General features: G+C 70.2%; 18 protein-coding genes. 12 read left to right on the forward strand and 6 right to left on the reverse strand.

Annotated features, from left to right (window positions below; translation table 11 throughout):
* Positions 1 to 20: 20 nt before the first annotated feature.
* Positions 21 to 1625, reverse strand: a complete 1605-nt coding sequence (locus FCF25_RS09745; RefSeq protein WP_137048468.1) for a right-handed parallel beta-helix repeat-containing protein — start codon at positions 1623 to 1625, stop codon at positions 21 to 23.
* A gap of 172 nt (positions 1626 to 1797) precedes the next feature.
* Between FCF25_RS09745 and FCF25_RS09750 the strand changes: the two genes are divergently transcribed.
* The 8 genes from FCF25_RS09750 to FCF25_RS09785 are packed head-to-tail and all read left to right on the forward strand — an operon-like array spanning position 1798 to position 7752.
* Positions 1798 to 2475 (forward strand): HAD family hydrolase, encoded by a 678-nt coding sequence (locus FCF25_RS09750; RefSeq protein WP_117592665.1) that lies wholly within the window; start codon positions 1798 to 1800, stop codon positions 2473 to 2475.
* Positions 2475 to 3428, forward strand: a complete 954-nt coding sequence (cbiB, locus tag FCF25_RS09755; protein WP_137048470.1) for an adenosylcobinamide-phosphate synthase CbiB — start codon at positions 2475 to 2477, stop codon at positions 3426 to 3428. Before FCF25_RS09750 ends, cbiB begins: the two co-directional genes overlap by 1 nt.
* Positions 3419 to 4198: an adenosylcobinamide-GDP ribazoletransferase gene (cobS, locus tag FCF25_RS09760; RefSeq protein WP_137048472.1), complete on the forward strand. Its 780-nt coding sequence runs from the start codon at positions 3419 to 3421 to the stop codon at positions 4196 to 4198. The genes cbiB and cobS overlap by 10 nt, the downstream gene beginning before the upstream one ends.
* Positions 4171 to 4794, forward strand: coding sequence for an NTP transferase domain-containing protein (locus tag FCF25_RS09765; protein WP_394347876.1), 624 nt, complete (start codon positions 4171 to 4173; stop codon positions 4792 to 4794). Before cobS ends, FCF25_RS09765 begins: the two co-directional genes overlap by 28 nt.
* Positions 4785 to 5774 carry a nicotinate-nucleotide--dimethylbenzimidazole phosphoribosyltransferase gene (locus tag FCF25_RS09770; RefSeq protein ID WP_137048474.1) on the forward strand — a complete coding sequence of 330 codons (990 nt, stop codon included), beginning with the start codon at positions 4785 to 4787 and terminating at the stop codon, positions 5772 to 5774. Before FCF25_RS09765 ends, FCF25_RS09770 begins: the two co-directional genes overlap by 10 nt.
* Positions 5764 to 6771 (forward strand): threonine-phosphate decarboxylase CobD, encoded by a 1008-nt coding sequence (gene cobD, locus FCF25_RS09775; protein WP_137048476.1) that lies wholly within the window; start codon positions 5764 to 5766, stop codon positions 6769 to 6771. Before FCF25_RS09770 ends, cobD begins: the two co-directional genes overlap by 11 nt.
* Complete coding sequence (locus FCF25_RS09780) at positions 6764 to 7501, forward strand: adenosylcobinamide amidohydrolase (protein WP_137048478.1); 738 nt, start codon at positions 6764 to 6766, stop codon at positions 7499 to 7501. Before cobD ends, FCF25_RS09780 begins: the two co-directional genes overlap by 8 nt.
* A complete protein-coding gene (locus FCF25_RS09785) occupies positions 7498 to 7752 on the forward strand; it encodes a hypothetical protein (RefSeq protein WP_137048480.1) in 255 nt (84 codons plus the stop codon). The genes FCF25_RS09780 and FCF25_RS09785 overlap by 4 nt, the downstream gene beginning before the upstream one ends.
* A 46-nt stretch (positions 7753 to 7798) precedes the next feature.
* Here the strand turns inward: FCF25_RS09785 and FCF25_RS09790 are convergent, their stop codons facing one another.
* Positions 7799 to 8560: an SDR family NAD(P)-dependent oxidoreductase gene (locus tag FCF25_RS09790; protein WP_137048482.1), complete on the reverse strand. Its 762-nt coding sequence runs from the start codon at positions 8558 to 8560 to the stop codon at positions 7799 to 7801.
* 455 nt (positions 8561 to 9015) lie between these two features.
* Between FCF25_RS09790 and FCF25_RS09795 the strand changes: the two genes are divergently transcribed.
* Entirely contained in the window at positions 9016 to 10377 is a 1362-nt protein-coding gene (locus tag FCF25_RS09795; protein WP_137048484.1) for a cobyrinic acid a,c-diamide synthase, read from the forward strand.
* A gap of 21 nt (positions 10378 to 10398) precedes the next feature.
* Here the strand turns inward: FCF25_RS09795 and FCF25_RS09800 are convergent, their stop codons facing one another.
* Positions 10399 to 11964, reverse strand: coding sequence for a hypothetical protein (locus FCF25_RS09800; protein ID WP_137048486.1), 1566 nt, complete (start codon positions 11962 to 11964; stop codon positions 10399 to 10401).
* A 130-nt stretch (positions 11965 to 12094) separates the two neighbouring features.
* Here FCF25_RS09800 and FCF25_RS09805 point away from each other — a divergent pair, with 130 nt between their 5' ends.
* Together FCF25_RS09805 and FCF25_RS09810 are read left to right on the forward strand one after the other, a co-directional pair.
* Positions 12095 to 13369: an amylo-alpha-1,6-glucosidase gene (locus tag FCF25_RS09805; RefSeq protein WP_137048487.1), complete on the forward strand. Its 1275-nt coding sequence runs from the start codon at positions 12095 to 12097 to the stop codon at positions 13367 to 13369.
* Positions 13370 to 13379: 10 nt separating this feature from the next.
* Positions 13380 to 14072, forward strand: a complete 693-nt coding sequence (locus tag FCF25_RS09810; RefSeq protein WP_137048489.1) for a cob(I)yrinic acid a,c-diamide adenosyltransferase — start codon at positions 13380 to 13382, stop codon at positions 14070 to 14072.
* Between the two features lie 138 nt (positions 14073 to 14210).
* Here the strand turns inward: FCF25_RS09810 and FCF25_RS09815 are convergent, their stop codons facing one another.
* Complete coding sequence (locus FCF25_RS09815) at positions 14211 to 14912, reverse strand: hypothetical protein (RefSeq protein WP_137048491.1); 702 nt, start codon at positions 14910 to 14912, stop codon at positions 14211 to 14213.
* 130 nt (positions 14913 to 15042) lie between these two features.
* Here FCF25_RS09815 and FCF25_RS09820 point away from each other — a divergent pair, with 130 nt between their 5' ends.
* Entirely contained in the window at positions 15043 to 16659 is a 1617-nt protein-coding gene (locus FCF25_RS09820; RefSeq protein WP_137048493.1) for a cobyric acid synthase, read from the forward strand.
* Here the strand turns inward: FCF25_RS09820 and fdhF are convergent.
* Together fdhF and FCF25_RS09830 are read right to left on the reverse strand one after the other, a co-directional pair.
* Positions 16656 to 20000 (reverse strand): formate dehydrogenase subunit alpha, encoded by a 3345-nt coding sequence (gene fdhF, locus FCF25_RS09825; protein ID WP_137048494.1) that lies wholly within the window; start codon positions 19998 to 20000, stop codon positions 16656 to 16658. The genes FCF25_RS09820 and fdhF overlap by 4 nt on opposite strands.
* Position 20001: 1 nt before the next feature.
* Entirely contained in the window at positions 20002 to 21552 is a 1551-nt protein-coding gene (locus tag FCF25_RS09830) for an NADH-ubiquinone oxidoreductase-F iron-sulfur binding region domain-containing protein (protein ID WP_137048496.1), read from the reverse strand.
* Positions 21553 to 21615 lie beyond the last annotated feature (63 nt).

Below are 21615 nucleotides of genomic sequence, written 5' to 3' on the forward strand. Positions count from 1 at the left end.
GTCGCGTTCGCTTCCCCTCGCTACACGGACACGTCCAACCCCGTCACCCGCCGAATCAGCGCTTCGAGCACCGCCGGCTCCGACCGCGGGTCCGAGCGGTCGATAGTCCACACGTTCGCGGATTCGACGACGGTCACGTCGCCGTCGCCGTTGTCGTCGCCGTCGGTCAGCGCGACGACGACGCGCCGGACGTGGTCGAGTCTGATGCCGTTCGCGCCGTTCTCTCTGGTCGTGCTCTCGACGACGGCCGACGCCGTGACGCGCGTGAGTTCGACGCCGTTGTCGGCGTTCCCGTTGGCGACGTTGCGCACGAGCACCGCGCCGCGGGCGTCGGTCACGTTGATGCCGTCGGCCCCGTTGCGCCACACCCGGTTGTCGAGGAGCCGCGTCCCCGATGACCGGTGGAGTCTGATGCCCTCGGCTCCGTTGTCGAACACGTCGTTGCGCTGGACGAGGTTCCGGTCGCCGCCGTAGTCGATCTCGATGCCGTCGTCGGCGTTGTCGCGGACGACGCTCCCGCGGACGACGTTCGCCGTCGCGTTTCTGAGCACGATGCCGTCGCGGGCGCTGTCGGTGACGGTGTTGCCGACGATGCGGTTCCCGCGGGCGCCGAGGCGGAGCAGAATCCCGTCGCGGGCGCTGTCGGTCACCGTGTTGGACCGGACGAGGTTGTTCGACGCCTCGCCCCGCAGGAGGATACCGTCGCTGCCGCTGTCGCGGACGACGTTCCCGACGATGCGGTTGTTATCGGCGACGCCGACCGGGATGCCGTCGTTCCGGTTTCCGGTGACGGTGTTCCGGGAGACGGCGTTGCCGTCCGAGCGGGCCAGGTCGATGCCGTCGTCAAGGTTGTTCCGGACCGTGTTGCGGCGGATGACGTTGTCGTCGGCGTCGCGCAGTTCGATACCGTCGGCGTTCTCCAACCCGACGTTCTCGCGGACGAGGTTCGACTCCAGCAGGTTGCCGCTGGCGTTGTCCAGGTCGATGCCGTCGTCGACGTTCTCGTCGGCGACGCTGAGTCGGATCACGTTGTCGTCGGACCCGTTCCGGAGGAGGACGCCGTCGCCGCCGTTGTCGCCGCCGTTGCGACGGAACGCGCTGCTCTCGATGCGGTTGTCGTCCGCGTCGTCGAGGACGATGCCGTCGTCGACGTTCCCGTCGGCGCGCGTCGAGACGACGAGGACGCCGGTCGTCGAACGGAGTTGGACGCCGTCGTCGGCGTTTGCGACGGCGGCCACGCCGCGGAGCGACCCGCCGTCGACGCCGCGGAAGCGAACGCCCGCCTCGAACCCGGTGACGGTGAGGTTCTCGACGGTGACGTTCGTCACGCCGTCGGCGACGACGCCGACGCCGTCGCCGTCACCCGAGAGCGCGTGCCCGTCGCCGACGATTCGGACGTCGTCGGCGGTCACGCGCAGACACGGCTCCGACCCGTTCGCTCGGAGGTCTCCGCCGATTACGTACGTCCCGGCGGACGATATCGACGTGCACTCCGAGAGTTCGACCGCGTCTCCGGAACCGTCCGGCGTCTCCGCTGTCGTCGCTCCGACCGTCCCCGCCGAAAAAACGACCGCGGCGACGACGACCCACGTCGCCACCCGGCGCGTCCTGGCTCTCCCGGACATCTGTCTCGTAAACGTAGTACCGCAGCTGTTGATTAAGATTCACATACTCTGACCCGGAATATTGTGTCCGGCGTGAGTCTGTATCCGTCTCGTGTCTGTCAGTCGTTCCTGTCGGACGGGTCGAGGCCCTCGCACCAGTATCTTCAAGTTCGATTTGGCCAATCACCGTGCAGTGGCAGTCACGTTCGACCTCTTCGGGACGCTCGTCGAGGCGGAGTACCCGTCGGACCCCGCGGCCGCCGTCGCCATCGAACTCGAACGCGCCGGCGTCGCCGTCCCCGACGACTGGGGCGACGCGTACCGCGAGGTCCACATCGACGCACCCGAGGGCGCGGAGGTTCCCCTCCCGGCGCACGTCAGCGCCGCGCTGGGTAGCCGCGGCGTCGACGCGCCGAACAACGCCTCGCGCCGCGCCGTCGTCAACGCCTTCGACCCCGCGGTGCGGACCCGACCGGACGCGGTCGAGGCCGTCGCCGCCGCCGCCGAACGCGGCCCCGTCGGTCTGCTGTCGAACTGTAGCGTCCCCGAACTCGTCCGCCGGACGCTCATCCGGTCGGCCGTCCCGAACGACGCCTTCGACGCGACGGTGACGAGCGTCGCCTGCGGCTGGCGAAAACCCGACGCGCGGGCGTTCGAGACCGTCGCGTCGGCGCTCGACGCGTCCCCCGAGAGCCTCCTCCACGTCGGCGACGACGCCCGGACCGACGGCGGCGTCGAAGCCCTCGGCGGCGAGTTCGTCGACGTCGCCGAGACGCCGCTCGCCGCGCTCGTCGAACGGTTCCAACGGACGCCCACGGGCGACGGTGAGCGAACGCCCGCGGGCGACGGCCCGAGTACGGGGGCGGAGTGATGCTGTCGGCCGCGAGCGGCGCCGTCGTACTCGCGGCCGCCCTCGACTGGACGCTCCGCGAACCGCCGTCCCGCGGCCATCCGGTCGCGCTGTTCGGTCGACTCGTCGCGCCGGTCGACCGACGGTGGCAGCGACCGAAGTTCGTCGGCGTCGCCGCGGCGTTCGCGCTCCCGCTCGTCGCCGCCGGGGCGACGGCGGGCGTCGTCGGTTTCGCGGCGTTGGTCGGGTCGACGGCCGCGCTCGTCGCCGCCGGGTTCGCGCTCTTCTCGACGACGAGTCTCCGGATGCTCTTGGACGCGGCGGGGGGCGTCGTCGAGGACAGCGACACCGACCCCGAGACGGCTCGGCGGAACCTTCGCGCGCTCGCCGGACGCGACCCGACCGACCTCTCCTCGGGCGAACTGCGGAGCGCGGCCGTCGAGAGCGTCGCCGAGAACCTCGCCGACGGGCTCGTCGCCCCGCTTCTGGCGTTCGCGCTCCTCGCGCCGCTGTCGCTCCCGCTCGCGGCGGCCGGGGCGGCGTGGGTGAAGGCCGTGAACACGCTCGACTCGATGCTCGGCTATCGACACAAGCCGGTCGGTTGGGCGCCAGCGCGACTCGACGACGCGGTGATGTGGCTCCCGGCCCGCCTCAGCGCAGTTCTCGTCGCCGCCGCCGCGGGCGACGTGGGTGCGCTCTCGCGTGCACGCGAGTGGGCTCGGGCCCCTCCGTCGCCGAACTCGGGGTGGCCGATGGCGACGCTCGCGGCGGTGCTGGACGTCCGCCTCGACAAACCGGACGTCTACGTGCTGAACCGGAACGTCGCGCTCCCGACGCCCGCCGACGCCGACTACGGCATCCGCGTCGTCGCCGTCGCGGGCGGGTTCGCCTGGGGCCTCGCGCTCGCGGCGACGCTGTTGGCCGACCGCGTCCCCGTCGTCGTCCTCGCATCGGAGGTGGCAGCGTGGGTTTGAGCGCGCTGCGGGGCGGCGTCGCGTTCCTCACGCGCCTGCCGGTCGGCGGCGGCGAACGCGAGTGGGACGCGTTCCGGGCCACGCCCGCGATATTTCCGCTCGTCGGTTACCTCGTCGGCGCGCTGGCGGCGCTCCCGTTCACCCTGCTCTCCGCAGTTTCGCAACCTGGCACCGTCGCCGCGATGTATCTCGGGACGCTCTACCTCGTGACCGGAATCACCCACGCCGACGGCCTCGCGGACGTCGGCGACGCCGCGGTCGTCCACGGTGATACAGCGCGTCGCCTCGACGCGCTGAAGGACTCGCAGACCGGCGTCGGCGGCGCGCTCGCGCTCGCGCTCTCGGTGGTCGCGCTCGCGCTCGGTGCGTTCGGCCTCGCGACCGCGACGGGGAGTCCGGCCGTCGCCCTCCGCATCGTCGTCGCCGCGGAAGTCGGCGCGAAAGCGGGGATGGCGCTTCTGGCCTGTCTCGGCACGCCCGTTCACGAGGGACTGGGTTCGGCCGTCGTCGCCGAGAACGACGCCGCCGGACTGCTGCCCGTCGCCGCCGTCGCGCTCCCCGCAGTGCTGGTCGCGCCGTCGTCGGCGACGCCCGCACTCGTCTGCGCGCTGCTGTCGGGACCGGCCGTCGCGCTGCTGGTCCGCCGGTGGGCGAGGGGTGCGGTCGGCGGGGTGTCGGGTGACGCCCTCGGCGCGACGAACGAACTCGGGCGCGTCGTCGGCCTCCACGCGGGGGTGGTCGCGTGGACAGCCGCTTCGACGCTCTTCTGATGTGCGGCGGGCGAGGCTCGCGACTCGGTGGCGAGACGGAGAAGCCGCTCGTCGAGATAGCGGGGAGTCCGATGGTCGACCGCGTGCTCGCGGCGCTGTCGGCGAGTCGCGTCGACGTGATTCGCGCCGTCGTCTCGCCGCACGCGCCGGAGACGCGCGAGCACCTCGCGGCCGCCGCCGACGCTTCCGACGCCGCCGACGCCGACGAGTTGCGGATTCTCGACGCGCCCGGCGACGGCTACGTCGAGGACCTCCAGTACGCGCTCGAACGCGTCGGGAGACCCGTGGTCACCGTCGCCGCCGACCTGCCGCTTCTCGCCGCCGAGCACGTGGACGACGCGCTCGGAGTCGCGACGGCCGACGAAGCGAGCGGCGACGCTCGCTCGGTCACGGTCTGCGTTCCCGAGGCGCTGAAACGGCGTCTGGGGGCGAGCGCGGACACGACGTTCGACTCCGACGGACGAAATCTCGCTCCGACGGGGCTAAACGTCGTCGCGGTCGGAGAGGAGACTGTACACGTGAGCTACGACGCCCGACTCGCCGTGAACGTGAACCGCCCGCCGGACATCGCCCTCGCGGAGGCGCTGTGCGACTGATACTCGTCGCCGGCGCGACCGACACCGCGAAAATCGACGGCATCAGCGCCGCCGGTGCCGACTCGGAGCTTCTGGCGCACACGCCGAGCGCCGACCTCGAACTCGTCGAGTACGGCTCGCTCGTCCGCGCGCCCGAACTGCCGGTGAGTCCGACGGGGTGTCCCACGCCGGCGGCCGTGACGCGGGCGGTTCGGGAGCTTTTGGACCTCGACTTCCTCGCCGTCGACGCCGGGCTCTCGGTGCCGACGGGCGCGCCGACGGTGAGCGTCGGTGCGAAGCGCGGCCGCGACGTCCGCGAGGCCGACCCGGTGCCGACCGCCCCCGGGTCGTTTCTCGCCGCCCGCCGGCTAGGCCGGACGCTGCCCGACGAGGAGCTCGTCGTCGGCGAGACGATTCCCGGCGGGACGACGACGGCACTCGGAACGCTCCGCGCGCTCGGCGAGGAGTGGACCGTCTCCTCGTCGTTCCCCGAGAACCCGATGGAGCTCAAATCGTCGGTCGTCGCGGAGGGACTCGACGCCAGCGGCATCGACATCGGCGAGTTCGCCTACGAACCGCTGTTGGCGGTGCGGGCGATGGGCGATCCGGTGTTGGCCGTCGTCGCCGGACTCGTCGCGGGCGCGCTCGACGCCGGGAAGGACGTGACTCTCGGCGGCGGAACCCAGATGCTCGCGGCCGCCGCCGTGGTCCGACACGAGGGCGTCACCGGCCCGCTGACGCTGGCGACGACGAGCTACCTCGCCGACGACGTTCCCGCACTGACGGCCGCGGCGGACTCGCTCGACGCGGAACTGGTCGTCACCGACCCGGGGTTCGGCGAACGCGACGACGCGCTCTCGCGGTACGCCGCGGGGGAAGGCAAGGAAGGCGCGGGGATGGGCGGCGCGCTGCTGCTCGCCGACCGCGCGGGCGAGTTGGAACGCGTCGCCGAAAAAACAGTTAAGGTGGTCGACGCCGCGGGTGGTGCACATGGACCCTGAGGCCGTCGAAACCGTCGAGCGGGTGCCGCACGGTGGCGTCGACGACCCGACCGTTCTGGATTTCAGCGCCAACACGAACCCGGAGCGCCCGCCGGGCGTCGTCGGCGTCTACGACGCGGCGCTGTCGGTCGCTCGGCGCTACCCCTCCGATTACTGCGAGTTCCGCACCGCGGCGGCCGAAACCGTCGGCTGCGAACCGCGGTCGGTGATTCCGACGCCGGGGGGGCTCGCGGCGATTCGACTCGCGCTCTCGGTGACGGTGCGCCCCGGCGACCGGGTGCTGATTCCCGCGCCGAGTTTCGGCGAGTACGCCCGCGAGGTTCGCCTGCAGGGCGGCGACCCGCGCTTTCTGCACCACGACGAACTGCTCGACGCCGACCCCGTCGACTACGCCGCCGTCGTCGTCTGTACGCCGAACAATCCGACCGGCGAGGCGGCCGACCCCGACCGACTCCGCTCGTTCGCCGCCCGCTGTCGGGAGACGGACACGACGCTTCTGGTCGACGAGGCGTTTCTCGACTTCACCTCGCTTTCGAGCATGGCCGGCGAACCGGGCGTCGTCGTCGCCCGCTCGTTGACGAAGATGTACGGTCTTCCGGGGCTCCGCGTCGGGTTCGCGGCGGCGACCGGCGACCTCAGAGAGCGACTCGACACCGCGCGGATGGCGTGGTCGCTCGGAACGCCCGCCGCGGCAGTCGGCGCGCACTGCCTCGAACAGACCGAGTTCGTCGAGCAGACGAGAAAACGGGTCGAGCGCGAGCGCGAACGGATGCGCGCGGCGCTCTCTCGGCAGTTCGACGTCTACCCCTCCGACGCGCCGTATCTCCTCTTCGACGTCGGGCGGCGCGAGGTGTCGAACGTCGTCGACGCCGCGCGCGCAGAGGGCATCGCCGTCCGCGACGCGACGACGTTCCGCGGCCTCGACTCGCACGTCCGCGTCGCGGTCAAGCGCGAACGCGAGAACGATCGACTGCTCGACGCGCTGGCGGATGTCTAACCCCCGTTTCGAGGCGACGGTCAGAGACGGCGTGCTCCGCTTCTCGCGTCCGAACGCGCGCTGGCTCTCGTCGGGCTTCGACGGCGGCGAGTCGCGCGCCGCCGCCGCGTACAACGTCACCGTCCCCGACGGTTTCTCGCGGACCGACCTCGCGGCGTTCGCCCGCGAGCGACGCGATGCGGTCGGCTTCGACGACCCCGGACCGACGCTTCTCACGGGCGTCGAGATGCGCCACGCGCGGCGAGCCCGACTCGGTTCGGTCGACGTCGTGGCGACTGCGGGCGTGTCGAATCCGGCGGCGTTGCCGGTGACGGCGACGACTCCCGCGACGACTCATGCGACGACAGGCCGAGACGCAGACGCCGACTCGCCGCCCCGTCCCGGCACGGTGAACCTCCTCGTCGGGACGAGGCGCGCGCTCGAACCCGGTGCGCTGACCAACCTCCTGACGGTCGTCGCGGAGGCGAAGGCGGCGACGCTGCTCGCGGTGGCGGGTGTCCCGGGCACGACCAGCGACGCCGTCGTCGTCGGTTGCGACCCGTCGGGCGACCCGTCGCGGTTCTCGGGCAGTTCGACCGACGTCGGCGCGGCGACGCGGGCCTGCGTGCGCGACGCCGTCGTCGCGTCGCTGCAGTCGCGCTACGCCGACGAGGCGATGCCGACGGGCGTCGACGACGCACCCTACGGCGTCGTCACCGACGAACGGGCGGACGTCTCGAAAATCGAGTGAGCGCGGGTCGGGACGTCCACCGAGTCGTCACCGCTCAGCGAAACGGATTTGACCGGCGGCGACTCAGCACGGACTACCGCCATGACGTCACGCGTCTCCTCCACGTCGTCTGGTTCTTCCTCGCGCTCGTCGTCGCGGGACTGTTCGTCATCGAGGGAAAACCCGCGCAGACGCTCGTGTGGGGCTTCTCGGCCGTCGTCGCCGCGACGTTCTTCTGGAAGTCGCTGGAGGACGACGCGACGGAGGCGTAAGCGAGTCTGGAGCTCTCGAACCGGAGGCGGCCGTCGAGTGACGCGGTCACTGAATCGAGAAGCCGCCGTCGACCATCAGCGACTCGCCGGTGACGAAGGAGGCTTGGTCGCTGGCGAGAAAGGCGATGGCGTCGGCGACTTCGTCGAGTTCGCCGAGGCGGCGGAGCGCGTAGCCCCGCCGGGAGCGTTCGCGCGCCGCTTCGGGGTCGTCGAAGGAGTCGAAATACTGCTCGCCGAGGCCGCCTTCGACGAATCCCGGACAGACGGCGTTCGCGCGGACGCCGTGGGGACCTGCCTCGACGGCGACGGTGCGCGTGAAGTTGACGACCGCGCCCTTCGACAGCGAGTACGCGCCGAGGTGCGGCGACCCGATGACGCCCGCGAGCGACGCGACGTTGACGATAGCGCCCGACTCGCGGGCCTTCATCGTCGGCAAGGCGGCGGCACAACCGTTCCAGACGCCGGTGACGTTCACGTCGAAGACGAACTCGCGCTCGGCTTCGGTGAGGTCTTCGACCGGTTTCGGGACGTGACCGACGCCGGCGTTGTTGACGAGCACGTCGAGACCGGACTCCTCGTCGACGGCTTCGACCACGGAGACGAACGCTTCGCGGTCGCGCACGTCGAGTTCGTGAAACGCCGCACTCCCGCCGTCGCTCTCGATTCGGTCGACCGTCTCCTCGCCGCCGCGGGTGTCGACGTCGGTGACGACGACGTGCGCGCCCGCCTCCGCGAGTCTCGAAGCGGTGGCTCTGCCGATTCCCGATGCCGCGCCGGTGACGAGTGCCGTCTGTCCGTTCAATTGCACGACACCGAGTTCACGGGGAAACGACATAACATTCGGGACTGAACCGAGTTCGAGAGTACGTTCACCGAGTCGGACACAGCTTCCAAGCACACCGAGAGCCCGCACCGCCACGCCCGCCTCGGACCTCCCCCGACCTCGTCGGGTACACAGACGCGTCCGGCTCCCCCCACGCGAGTGGTCGCGCCGACAAACCGGCGCTCGGGCGCGCGCCGGAGGGCGGTTCCGTCCGCCCGAGAAATGCGCGAGGGGCGACTGAGCGAGCGCGGAGCGCGAGCGAAGGAGTCGGCTGGGGAGGGTGAGGCATCTCGGTGCGCCCGACAGTCGCCGTCGATTCTTCCCTAAACCGCCCCTCCGAAGAACCCTCACGCGAGCAGTACTCCACCGAACAGACCCCCCTGAACGGTACTCCACCGAACAACTCAAATACAGTTGCAGTAAAACCACTAGAGTAGAATATGAACGGAGTCGTCATCGCCGGAGTCGCTTCCGGCGTCGGAAAGACCGTCGCGACGCTCGCCGTCTGTCGGGCGCTGCAGCGGACCGGACGGGTCGTCCAACCGGCGAAGGCCGGGCCGGACTTCATCGACCCGAGTCACCACGAGGCGGCGACGTGGCGCGCCTCGCGGACGCTCGACCCGTGGCTCGAAGGCGAGTCGGGGATGCGCCGCAACTACGCCCGCGGCAGTGGAGACATCTGCGTCGTCGAGGGGATGATGGGTCTCTACGACGGCGACACCAGCACCGCCCGCGTCGCCGAGACGCTGGACCTGCCGGTCGTCCTCGTCGTCGACGCCAGCGCCGGCATGGAGAGTGTCGCCGCGACGGCGCTCGGCTTCCGCGAGTACGCCGCGCGCGCCGGGTTCGATACCGACGTCGCGGGCGTCCTCGCCTCGCGCGCGCACGAAGGACGACACGAGGCGGGCATCCGCGAGGCGCTCCCGGACGACCTCACCTACTTCGGCCGGATTCCGCCGCGCGAGGGCCTCGAAATCCCCGAACGTCACCTCGGGCTGGAGATGGGCGACGAGTCGCCGCTGTCGGCCGAGGCGCTCGACGCGGCGGCCGAGGGTATCCGCGTCGAGGCGCTCGTCGACGCGGCGCGAGAACCGGAGTGGTTCGCGTCAGTCGAGGCCGAGGACGACGCGTCCACTCGCGCCGACGACGCCGCTCACGCCGACGGCCGGCCCACAATCGCCGTCGCCCGCGACGACGCCTTCCGGTTCGTCTACGCGGCGACGCGCGAGCGACTCCGCGAGCGCGCCGAGGTCGTGACGTTTGCACCCGTCGCGGGCGACGACCTCCCCGACTGCGACGGCGTCTACCTCCCCGGCGGCTATCCGGAACTGCACGCCGCTGACCTCTCGGCGGGCCCCGCGCTGTCGACGCTCGCCGACCGGGCCGCCGACGGACTGCCGGTGCTCGGCGAGTGCGGCGGGCTGATGGCCCTCTCGGAGTCGCTGACGACCGTCGACGGCGAGACGCACGAGATGGCCGGTATCCTGCCCGCCGACGTGACGATGCGCGACCGGTATCAGGCGCTCGACCACGTCGAACTCCGAGGGAAGGAAGAGGCGCTCACCTGCCCCGAGGGGCGGACGCTCCGCGCTCACGAGTTCCACTACTCGGAGGCCGACCCGGCGACCGACGCCCGGTACGCGTTCGACGTGGTTCGCGGGAAGGGAATCGACGGCGACCACGACGGCCTGATGGAGTATCGAACGCTCGGCACCTACGCGCACGTCCACCCCGAGAGCGGGACGTTCGACCGGTTCGTCGACGAGGTGGCGACGACTCGGCAGCGGCGAAGCGTCCGGTGATTGACGCCGTCTCTGCCGTCTTTACTCCTCGTCTCGCTCCGCCACTAGTTCGTACGTCGTTCCGCGGACTCGGATACGCTGACGCGATTCCTCGGGCCCGAGGACGTCCTTGGCCCCGTAACCGTCGGTCCGCATCACGACGCGTTCGACGTTGTCTCCGCGCTCGAACTCCGCGACGACATTGCGAAGTGGGCCATACGGCTCCTGCATCACTTGCTCGGCGACGAGCGTCCGGTCGGGTTCCTTCTCCGTCTCGGTGACGGTGAGCGTCGCGTCCACCGTGTGTTCGTGGGCCGCGCCGTACTCGGGGGCAGTCAGTGTCATCGTCTCACCGTCGCGTTCGCGTTCCACGTCGTCGGTCGGCGTAATCTCCACGTTCGGCGCATCGATTTCGAGTAGTGCACCGCTCTCTGGCGTCGCGTGACCGTAGCCCGCGACCGCAGCGTACGTCCCGCCGCCGATGTGGCCGATACTCAGACTTCGGCTCTCGTGGGGCGGAATTGATTCTCCGTGGAACGCCTGGAGCGTCCACGTGACCGTGCCGCCGGCCCGAAGACTGTGACAGATTGTGAAGTGTGCTCGTGGTCCAATGTGAAACCACTCGTCATCGACCAGCTTGTACAGGTTCCAGTGCCCGCAAGATGTCGACTCGCGGTCGTGGTTGACGAACGTAAACCGAACCGCTGTGGGCAGGTCGGTCTCTTCGCGTTCGGGCAGTACGTACGAGGGAGTCGACTCGTCTGCATCGTGGTACCACGCGACTTCCGACTCCTCGGAGAGCGGCGGGAGGTCCGTTCCGGCGAAGCGGGATTCTTCGTTTGGGCCCGGCGAGTCGGTCTCCCACGCGGTAATCTCGAAGCCGTCGTCGAGCGACCAGAACTTGTACGTGCCGGTCGGGCGGCCGTACTCGACGCCCTGCGGTCGCCCAACGAGGACGTACTCGCCGTCGACGTACTCGCCGGGTTCGAGTTGAACCGTCTTCGGAAACTCGATTCTGGGCGAGTCCGACGCGAGTCGCCACGTACCGTCGTCGGCGAGTTCGTACTTCGTGGCGGTCTCCACGAGTTCGTGGTTCTCGGTCGGAGCGAGGACGAGTTCGACTCGATTCCTGCCCTCGTGGCCGGCGTACTCTTCGCCCGGCTTTCGTGGTTCGTCGCTGAACCGATTCACCTGCCCGAACGGCGGCGTCTCTGGCAGTCTGAAGGTGTTGGGGAAGTCGTTCTGGTTCACGAGTCGCGCGCGAATCTTCGCGGGATGTTCCTCGGTCGCCGTCTCCTCGAACCAGAGGAAGACCTGTGCTTCGTCGTGGGTGCTGTAACTCGTCGACGAGAGTGCGAGCGTCAGCGGCGCGGTTTCGAGGTCGACGATGTCCGTCCAGTCGAGATCCGGGATACCTTCGGCGTACGCGGGTCGTTCCTCGTCGTCGGTCGGCGTTTCGTCTCCGTCCTGCGGCGTCAAGGTCGCTCGGTCGGCGGGGTCGGCGGGGTCAGCAGGGTCGGCGGATTCGGCGGCGAACGTCGCACAGCCGGCTAACCCAGCTAATCCGGCGGCGGAGAGTCCGAGTAGGCGGCGTCGGTGGAGGTCCATGCCCGACCGTCTTGGGGAGGTGATAAACCTCTTCTGTACTGTCAAATGGCTACTTGACTTTCCCCTGATGAGGTCGAACGTGGTCGTCGGAACCGATAGCTACTCGCGGGACGGTGTGCACTACGCACTCATGAGAGACGACCGCACGACCGACACGGCAACGCGCCGAACCGAGGCACTCGACGTGCTCCGGTCGAACCGCGCCGAGGGCTACACCATCCCGTCGGCGACGCTCTACCCCTTCCAGTGGAACTGGGACTCCGCCTTCATCGCGCTCGGCCTCGCGGGCGTCGAACCGGAGGCGGCGAAAGAGGAGCTAAAGTCGCTCTGCGCGGCGACGTGGGAGAACGGCTTGCTCCCGCACATCGTCTTCCACACCGACGCCGAGGGCTACTTCCCCGGGCCAGAAGAGTGGGGCGTCGACGTCGACGGGGTCGCCACCAGCGGCATCACCCAACCGCCGATGGTCGTCCCCGCGGCCCGGCGCGTCTACGAGGCGACCGGCGACGACGACTTTCTCGACTGCGTCTATCCGGCGCTGGAACGCCACCTGGAGTGGTGGGTCCGCGAGCGGTCGTTCGACGATGCAGTCGTTTACGTCCGCCACCCGTGGGAGACGGGGATGGACGACTCGCCCGCGTGGACCGAGCCGCTGGCGGCGTTCGACCCCGGCGAAGTCGAGTACGAACGCGAGGACCGCAAGTCCGACGAGTTGGCCGACCAGCGACCGAGCGACTGGGACTACGACCGCTACGTCTCGCTCGTGCGCTCGGCCCGCGCCGCCGACTGGGACGAACGCTCCCTCCGCGAGTCGTGTCCGTTCCTCGTCGAAGACGCGCTGACGAACGCCATCTTCGTCCGCGCCTGCGACGACCTCGCGGCGCTGTCGGTCGCCCGCGGCGACGACACGGCGGCGACGACGTGGCGCGAGCAGGCCGACCGGTCCCGCGAGGCGATTCGGGACCGACTCTGGGACGAGGAGTCGGGGACGTTCGTCTCCTACGACCGCGTCGGCGACCGGAAGCTCGAAGCGAACTCCGTCGCGGGACTCGCCGCGCTGTTCGGCGAGATTCCGACGAACGAGCAGTTCGAACGGCTCCGTCGGACGCTCCGCGACGACTTTTTCGCCCACGAGTTCGCCGTCCCCTCCTACGTCGGCGAGGCGTTCGACCCCGACCGCTACTGGCGCGGCCCGGTCTGGATAAACACGAACTGGCTCGTCGCCGACGGCCTGCGTCGCTACGGCGCGACCGACTTCGCCGACCGAATCGACCGAGACAGCCGCCGCCTCGTCGAACGCGAGGGGTTCCGCGAGTACTTCAACCCCGAGACGGGCGCGGGGCGCGGAAGCGACCGCTTCTCGTGGAGCGCGGCGCTCTATCTCGAACTGACCGGCGACCGATGACCGATTATCGATGACAGACGACACCACCTCGAAAGACGAACTGCGAAAGAACACCCCCGGCCGCGGCGTGACACCCGAAGCCCGCACCATCGAACCGAGCGCCCCCGAGGAGTTCGGCCTCGTGCAGGTGTGGTGGGGCGACGGGAAGGGGAAGACGACGGCGGCGATGGGGATGGGTTTCCGCGCCGCGGGTCACGGCTTCCGCGTCCACATGCTCCAGTTCATGAAGGGCGGCGCGGACAGCGTCGACGCCGTCCGCGGCGAGTACAACGCCGTCGCGGCGATGCCCGGCTTCAGCTACGAGAACACCGGCCACTACGGCTGGCACGGCCTCAGAGACGGCAGCGACGACGACGACCACCGCGCGAAGGCGCGGGGCGGACTCGAACGCGCGCAGGAACTCGTCGCCGCCGCGAACGACGCCGACCTCGACTCGCCGCTCCCGCTCGACGGCCCCCCCGAGGACGGCGTTCACCTGCTCGTCCTCGACGAGGTGCTGTACGCCGTCGACCAGGGACTCCTCGACGAGGCGGACGTGCTCGCCCTCGTCGACGCGAAACCCGAGAACCTCGAACTGGTGCTGACGGGGAGCCACACCGAACCCGAGTACGTCTACGACGCCGCGGACCTCGTGACGCGCGTCGGCAAGGAGAAACACCCCATCGACGCCGGGCAGCGGGCACGGCGGGGGACCGAGTACTAACGTACCGTACCTACCGAAATCTCCCTCGGCCGGCGAGATGCCGTTGCCACCGAGCCGATGTTGGCCGGTAGCGACCGTTCACCACTCGACGGACAGCATCACCGCTCGGTGGCCAAAATCACCACTCGGTGGCCAAAATCACCACTCGACCGACGGGAACGCGGCGTCGCTGAGGCGGTCGACGAACTCGCTGTCGCCCCGCTCGACCGTCCGGGTCTCGGGGTCGTAGCGAGCGAAGTCGACACCGACCAGTTTCGGGAGGTGGACGTGGTGCAGCGCCGTCCGAACCTCGGCTTCGAGACGCTCGATGGAGTCCGCATCGGCGTCTGTCTCGGATTCACGGTCGACGACGCGCGACGCGAGTTCCGCCAACGAGAGCGACGGCGAGCCGTCGAGCGCGGCGAGAACGGCCCGCCGCCGGCGGTCGGCGAGCGCCGTCAGTTCGCCGGAGGCGTCGTCGGGCGACCGGTCGCTGGCCGCCGAGAGCACCGCCTCGACCGCGCGGCGGTACGCAACGAGTTCCCCGCTCGCTTCCACCGTCGACGAGTCGGCGTCGGTGTCGCAGACGACGAACCCCGCTGCTTCGAGCGTCGGCAGGTGGTTGTGGACGAGCGCGACGTACACGCGCGTGCGGTCGTCCGCCTCGGCTCGCCCGGCCGTCGCCTCGGTCACGCGAGTCGCCAGCTCCGCTACCTGCAGCGGCGCCCGCTCGTCGAGGAGGGCAGACACCGTCTCCCGTCGAAGTTCGTGGGCGAGCGTCGCGAAGAGCGTGTCTCGCGAGTCGTCGTCCGGCACCCCGTCCCCGGCCCAGGCCGCCAGGTCCACCGCATCTGAACTCATTGGTACTTCTGAGAAGGTGAGCACGTTAACGCTGTCACCTAAGTAGTTAGTGGCACAGAAGACACAGTATCCCCTCCGACGAGGGGGATACGTTCTTGGGCCGCCGCCGCCTCGCCCGAGACGTCGAACGATGGCCCGAACGCTCCTCGTCGCCGGAACCGCCTCCCACGTCGGGAAAAGCACTGTCGCCGCCGGGCTCTGCCGTCACCTCGCCGACCGCGGCGTCTCCGTCGCACCTTACAAGGCGCAGAACATGAGCAACAACGCGCGTGCGGTCCCCCGGTCGCCCGCCGTCGTCGACGGGGAGGACGCCGCCCGCGGGCGCGACGCCTTCGGCGAGGTCGGCGTCTCGCAGTACGTGCAGGCGCGCGCCGCCCGCGTTCCGCCGACCACGGACCACAACCCCGTCCTCTTGAAACCCCGCGGCGACGGCGAGTCCCAACTCGTCGTCGACGGCGTCGCGGTCGGCCACTTCGCGGCCGGAAGCTACTACGAGGAGCACTGGGAGCGCGCCCGCGACGCCGCCGAAGCGGCCCACGCTCGCCTCGCCGCCGACCACGAGGTGGTCGTCGCCGAGGGCGCCGGCTCCATCGCCGAGATCAACCTCCACCACCGCGACTTGGCGAACGTCGAGACGGCTCGGTTCGCGGGCGACTCGTCGGAGACGAACCGGGGCGGAGCGGCGAAGCCGCGGAGCGCCGACATCCTTCTGGTCGCCGACATCGAACGCGGCGGCGTCTTCGCCAGCCTCGTCGGGACGCTCGAACTCCTGCCCGACGACCTCCGCGAGCGCGTCGTCGGCGCGGTTATCACGAAGTTCCGCGGCGACGTCTCGCTGCTCGACCCGGGTCTCGACGCCTTCGAGTCGCGCACCGGGGTCCCGGTCCTCGGCGTCCTCCCCTACGACGACCCCGGTCTCCCGGAGGAGGACAGCGTCTCGCTGCCCGCCGCGGGCGAGCGGACGACAGTCGGCGACGACGACGGACTCCCGGCGGGGGCGACCGTGACGGTCGCCGTCCCGCGTCTGCCACGAATCTCGAACTTCACCGACCTCGAACCGCTCGCGGCCGAGCCCGGCGTCCGCGTCGCCTACGTCCCGCCGTCGGCCGACCTCGGAGACGCCGACGCCATCGTCCTGCCCGGAACGAAGAACACCGTCGACGACCTGCGCTCGCTCCGCGCGGCCGGTTTCGACGAGGCGCTCGCCGCGTTCGACGGCCCCGTCGTCGGTCTCTGCGGCGGCTACCAGCTGCTCGGCGAACGAATCACGAACGCGGGCGTCGAGGGCGCGGGCGACGGGACGCCCGACGAACTCGCGGGCTTCGGCCTCCTCCCGGTCGAAACCGCGTTCACGACCGACAAGCGCGTCGAGCGGTCGACGCTCTCGGTTACCGGTACGGGTCCGCTCTCGGGAGTCGACGGCGAGGTTTCGGGCTACGAAATTCACGCCGGCGAGACGCGCGCCGTCGACTCCGCCGCCGACGCGCAGGCGGTCGAGACGCCCTTCTCGCGCGACGGCGAGGCGTCCGCGGCGCTGGGCGCGGCATCGGGACGGGTGCTCGGGACGTATCTCCACGGCCTCTTCGAGAACGAACGCGCGAGAAGCGCGTTCGTGGACTCGGTGTTCGCGTCGGCCGGAACGCAGCGACCGCCGGCGACGGACGGCGAATCGCGGTCGCCGTACGACCGCGCCGCCGCCCTCGTCGCCGAGCACGTCGACCTCGCGGCGCTCGGGTTGCCGAGTTAATCGTCCGCGCCGGCCCGTTCGGGGTCCTCGTCGGCGTCCGCCCCGAAGTCGGGGCGCTCGTGGGTCAGCGGCTCCTCGTCGGGGTCGGTTCCCAGCGGCGCGATGCGGACGCTCGTCACCTTGTACTCGGGGATGAACGACGTCGAGTCGAGTTCGGCCTGCGTGAGTTCGTTGACCGCCCCCTGCGCGAAGTGCATCGGGATGAAGACGACGCCGGGGTCGGAGGTCTCCTCGACGTTCGCCTTCACGACGATGTCGCCGCGGCGCGAGGCGACGCGGACGTACTCGCCGTCGGAGACGCCGAGGTCTTCGGCCATCTTCGGGTGGATGGTGACGAAGCTCTCGGGGACGTGGTGCATCAGCGCCTCGACGCGCCGGGTCATCGTCCCCGTGTGCCAGTGGTAGAGCACCCGCCCCGTGGTGAGCATCAGCGGGAACTCCTCGTCGGGCATCTCGACGGGGCCGGCGTAGTCGGCCGGGACGAACCGTGCGAGGCCGTCGTCGAAGTTGAACTCCTCCTCGTAGAGGTACGGCGTACCGGGGTCCTCTGCGTCCTCGCAGGGCCACTGGAGGCCGTCGGGCTTCGATTCGAGGCGGTCGTAGCTGACGCCGCCGTAGATGGGGACGAGCGACGCGATCTCGTCCATCACGTCCGCCGGGCCGTCGTACTCCCACTCGTAGCCGAAGCGACCGGCGAGCTCCGAGAGGATCTCCATGTCGGTCCGCGCCTCGCCCGGCGGTTCGACGACCGGGCGGACCATCTGGATTCGGCGCTCGGTGTTGGTGAACGTGCCGTACTTCTCGGCGGCGGAGGCCGCCGGCAGCACCACGTCGGCGTGCTCGGCCGTCTCGGTGAGGAAGATGTCCTGCACGACGAGGAAGTCGAGCTCCTCGACGGCCTCCTCGGCCTCGCGGATGTCCGGCTCCGACAGCACGGGGTTCTCGCCCATCACGAACATCCCGCGGATGTTCCCGTCGTGGATGGCCTCGTACTGCTCGGGCAGGTAGAGGCCGATCTGCGACGGCGGGCGGACGCCCCAGGCGTCCTCGAACTTGTCGAGCACGTCGTCGTCGGTGAGGTCCTGGTAACCCGGCAGGTTGTGGGGCGCGGGCCCCATGTCGCCGCCGCCGCCCTGGACGTTGTTCTGCCCGCGGAACGGCGAGAGGCCGGCTCGCGGCTTGCCGAGGTTGCCGGTGACGAGCGCGAGGTTCGTGATGGCGAGCACGTTCCGCGTCCCGTGGGCGTGCTGGGTCATCCCCATCGCCCAGCCGAAGATGCAGGTGTCGGCGTTGGCGACGGTCTCGGCGGCGCGCTTCAAATCCTCGGGGGCGACGCCCGCGAGCTCCTCGACCTTCTCGGGGGTGAACGGCTCGACCTTCGCCTTCAGTTCCTCGAAGCCGGTCGTGCGCTCCTCGATGAACTCGCGGTCGTGGAGGTCCTCCGCGATGATGTGGCGGACCATCCCGTTGAGCCACGCGATGTCCTGGCCGGGCTGCGTCCGGGTGTACTGGCTGGCGTGCTCGGCGAGGCCGATCTTCCGCGGGTCGAAGACGATGAGCTCCGCACCGTCTCGGACGTTCTGTTTGATGCGCGTCGCCAGCACGGGGTGGCTCTCGGTGGTGTTCGACCCCGTGACGAGGTAGCAGTCGGTCTTCCCGACGTCCTCGTTTATCCTGTTGGTCATCGCCCCGTAGCCGACGGTCTGTTTCAGTCCCGACACCGTCGAGGAGTGACAGAGTCGCGCGCAGTTGTCGACGTGCGGCGTCCCGAGCACCTGTCGGGCGAACTTCTGGTTGAGGAAGTTCTCCTCGTTGGTCGCCTTCGAGGAGGAGGTGACGGCGACGGCGTCGTCGCCGTGTTCGGCCTGTATCTCGGAGAGTCGGTCGACGACCAACTCGAGCGCCTCGTCCCACGACGCCTCGCGGAACTCGCCGTCCTCCTTGACGAGCGGCGTCTTCAAGCGATTCGGGCTGTCGACGAACTCGTAGCCGAACTTCCCCTTCACGCAGGTCGAGAAGTCGTTCGCCGGGGTGGCGTCGGTGTCGGCCGGCCGGACGCCGAGCACCTCGCCGTCCTTGCCGTACAGTTCGAATCGACAGCCGACGGCGCAGTACTGACAGGTCGTCTCGGCCTTCGTGACGCGCTGCATCCGGCCGGTGCTGACGACCTTGGCGACGTCGAACAGTTGGCCGACTTCGAGGGTGTTCGCCGCCGCTCCCTCGGCGACGTGTTCTGCTCGCACCAGCGAATCTTCGGCGACGCGACTCGCCGCCGACTGCGCGCTCCGCTTCGCCTTCGCCATGAAGCGCGCCACGCCGGACTTCTCGGCCAGTTCCGCGTCCGCTCCGTCGTCGAGTCCTTCGAACTCGCCGGGGACGCGGCGGTTCGGCGACGGCGAGGTGTCCGCCGTCTCCGCCATCTCGTGTTCGATGACTTTCCCGATGGAGTTCTTCTGGGTGAACCCCGGGAACGGGAGCGTCGTCGTGTCCGCGAGTCCCTTCTCGACCAGGGAGCCGGTCGGACAGACCGTCGCGCAGTGGCCGCAGGAGACGCAGGTGGAGTCGGCCATCGTCTCCGCGTCGCTCTGGAAGCCGATTCGGGTATCCGGTCCCTGCCCCTCGATTCGGAGCACGCCCTCGACCTGCACGTCGTTGCAGGCCTCGACGCAGCGGTTACAGAGGATACACTTGTTGCGGTCTATCTGGATGACCGACGACGTGTCGTCGAGCGGCTCGTACTCGTCTCGGTCGTCGAAGACGCCGTAACGCGGCTCCTGAACCCCGTTGTCGATGGAGACGTCCTGCAGTTCGCACCGACCGTTCTGCCCGCAGGTCGTACACCGGAGGTTGTGGTTCGACAGCACGAGGTCGAGGTTCACGTCGCGCGCCTCCTTCGCGTCGGCGGCGTCGGTCCGGACCGTCAGGCCGTCCTCGGCGGGGAAGCTGCACGAGGGGACGAGACCGTGTTCGTCGGTCTCGACCACGCACGTCCGGCACTCCGAGCGCGGGCCGACGTTGTCGCCCTGCTCGGTGTCGCGGTCGTAGCTGCAGAGCGCCGGGACGTAGCCCTCGGTGTCGAGCGCCTCGACGGCGTCGAGCAGCGTCGACCCCGGCGGCAACGCGATGGGTTCGCCGTCGACGGTGACGGTGTTCATCTCCGGTCCCGCCGACCCTACCTCCGGGTCGTTGGCGGTGCCGGTGACGAAGTCCTCGGTCAGCGGCGTGCCGGGTCGCGGGTCGTCGATTCGGGGGACGCCCGGTAGCGATTCGGCGGGGGCGGACTCCTCCGGCCCCGGTCTGCTCGGGTGGTCGCTCATGTCTTCGTGTTCGTCGGTACTCATCTCAGGCCTCCTCGCACGCGCCGCTCGGGCAGCGCCCGTCGGCGTGTGCACGGAACTCGGTCTCGAACTGGTCCATCGCCGTCGTGATCGCGCGCGCGGCCGACGACCCGAACGCGCAGGTGCTCGTCGTCCGCATCACCCGCGTCAGCTCTCGCAGGCCGTCGTCGTCGAACTCGCCGTCGTAGACGCCTCGCAGTTTGTTCAGTAGCTGTTTCGACCCTTCGCGGCAGGGGACGCAGCGGCCGCAGTTCTCGTCGCGGGCGAACCGCGAGCGTCCGCCCGCCGTCGCCACCGCGCAGCGGGAGTCGTCGAACAGTTCGACGACGCCCTCCGTCCCCAGTTCGGCACCCGCGAGCGCGGGGGCGCTCGGGGTGTGCTCCAGCGTACGCGTGAAGCCGCCGAACTGGCCGCCGACGCAGGCCATCTTCAGCGGGCCCGCGAACTCGACGGCGTCCCGAACGGAAGAGAGCGAGCCGCCGGTCGACAGTTCGACCGTCGCGGGCGCGTCCACGTCCCCGGTGACGGTCACGAGACGGGTTCCGGGGTCGGCGTCGCCGGCGTCGAAGTTCTCGGGGCGGAGCAGCAGTTCGCGGACCTGCGCGAGCGTCCGCGGCGTGTGAACCAGCGTCGGCCGCCCGTACAGGCCGTGTCGCGCGGGCGACGGCGGGCGGAGCCGCGCCTCCAGCCGGTCGTTGCCCTCCAGCGCTTCGAGCGCCATCGTCGGCTCGCCGGCGATGTACCTGTCCGGCCCCGTGACGACCTGCGGCTCCTCGTCGAGGTCGCGCGCCTCGGCCAGCGAGTCGACGGCCGCGCGCATCCGGTCGCCCGCCAGCGCGTCGGCTTCGTTGAGGTAGACGACGATATCCTCCGCTTCGACGCCGACGAGGTCGGCGACGGCGAGCGCGCCGTCGAGCACGGCGACGGGGTCGCCCTCGACGAGCGTTCTATCCGTCTCGTTCCGTCGGTCGCTCTCGTTGGCGTTGACGACGAGCACCGGGTCGCCGTCCGTCTCGCGGGCGGCGTCCCACTCGGTCGCTATCGGGCCGTCGGGCGTCGCGTCGCCGCGTCCCCGGCCCAGGAGGCCGACGCTCCGGACCAGTTCTATCGCGTCGTTCGCGTCGTTCGCGTCGGCGTCGCCGGCCACGTCGGTCGCCCACTCGTCGACCGCGGCGGCGTCGACGGGGTCGACCCACCCGCAGCGCGCGAGAACGCGTCGCCGGCCGACCGAGAGCGGGCCGTCCTCGGGAACCGGCAGCGTCCGGCGCTCGGCGTCGTGTTCGACCGTGGCGTCGCCGGGTTCGACCTCGCCTCCTTCGAGCGCCTCGACGACGCGCGTCACACGCTCGGGTCCGCAGCCGCGATAGAACGTCGTCTCACCCCTCCGTGTCGCCAGTACGAGCGGCGCGTCGCCGCCGACACCGGTCGGGCCGGTGTCGACCACGCGCACGTCGTCAGCGGCCGCCCGTGCGGCCTCGGCCGTCGCTCTCGCGTCGTCTCCGGCGCTCCCGACGCAGATGCGGACGACGGCGTTCGGTTCCGTGTGGTCTGTCATCCCGTGTACGTGCGACGCCGTGTCACGAAAGGGTTACTCCGAACTGGATGACTGTTCGACTCG

It is taken from the genome of Haloprofundus sp. MHR1 (genome assembly GCF_005155585.1).
Lineage (GTDB): Archaea > Halobacteriota > Halobacteria > Halobacteriales > Haloferacaceae > Haloprofundus > Haloprofundus halophilus.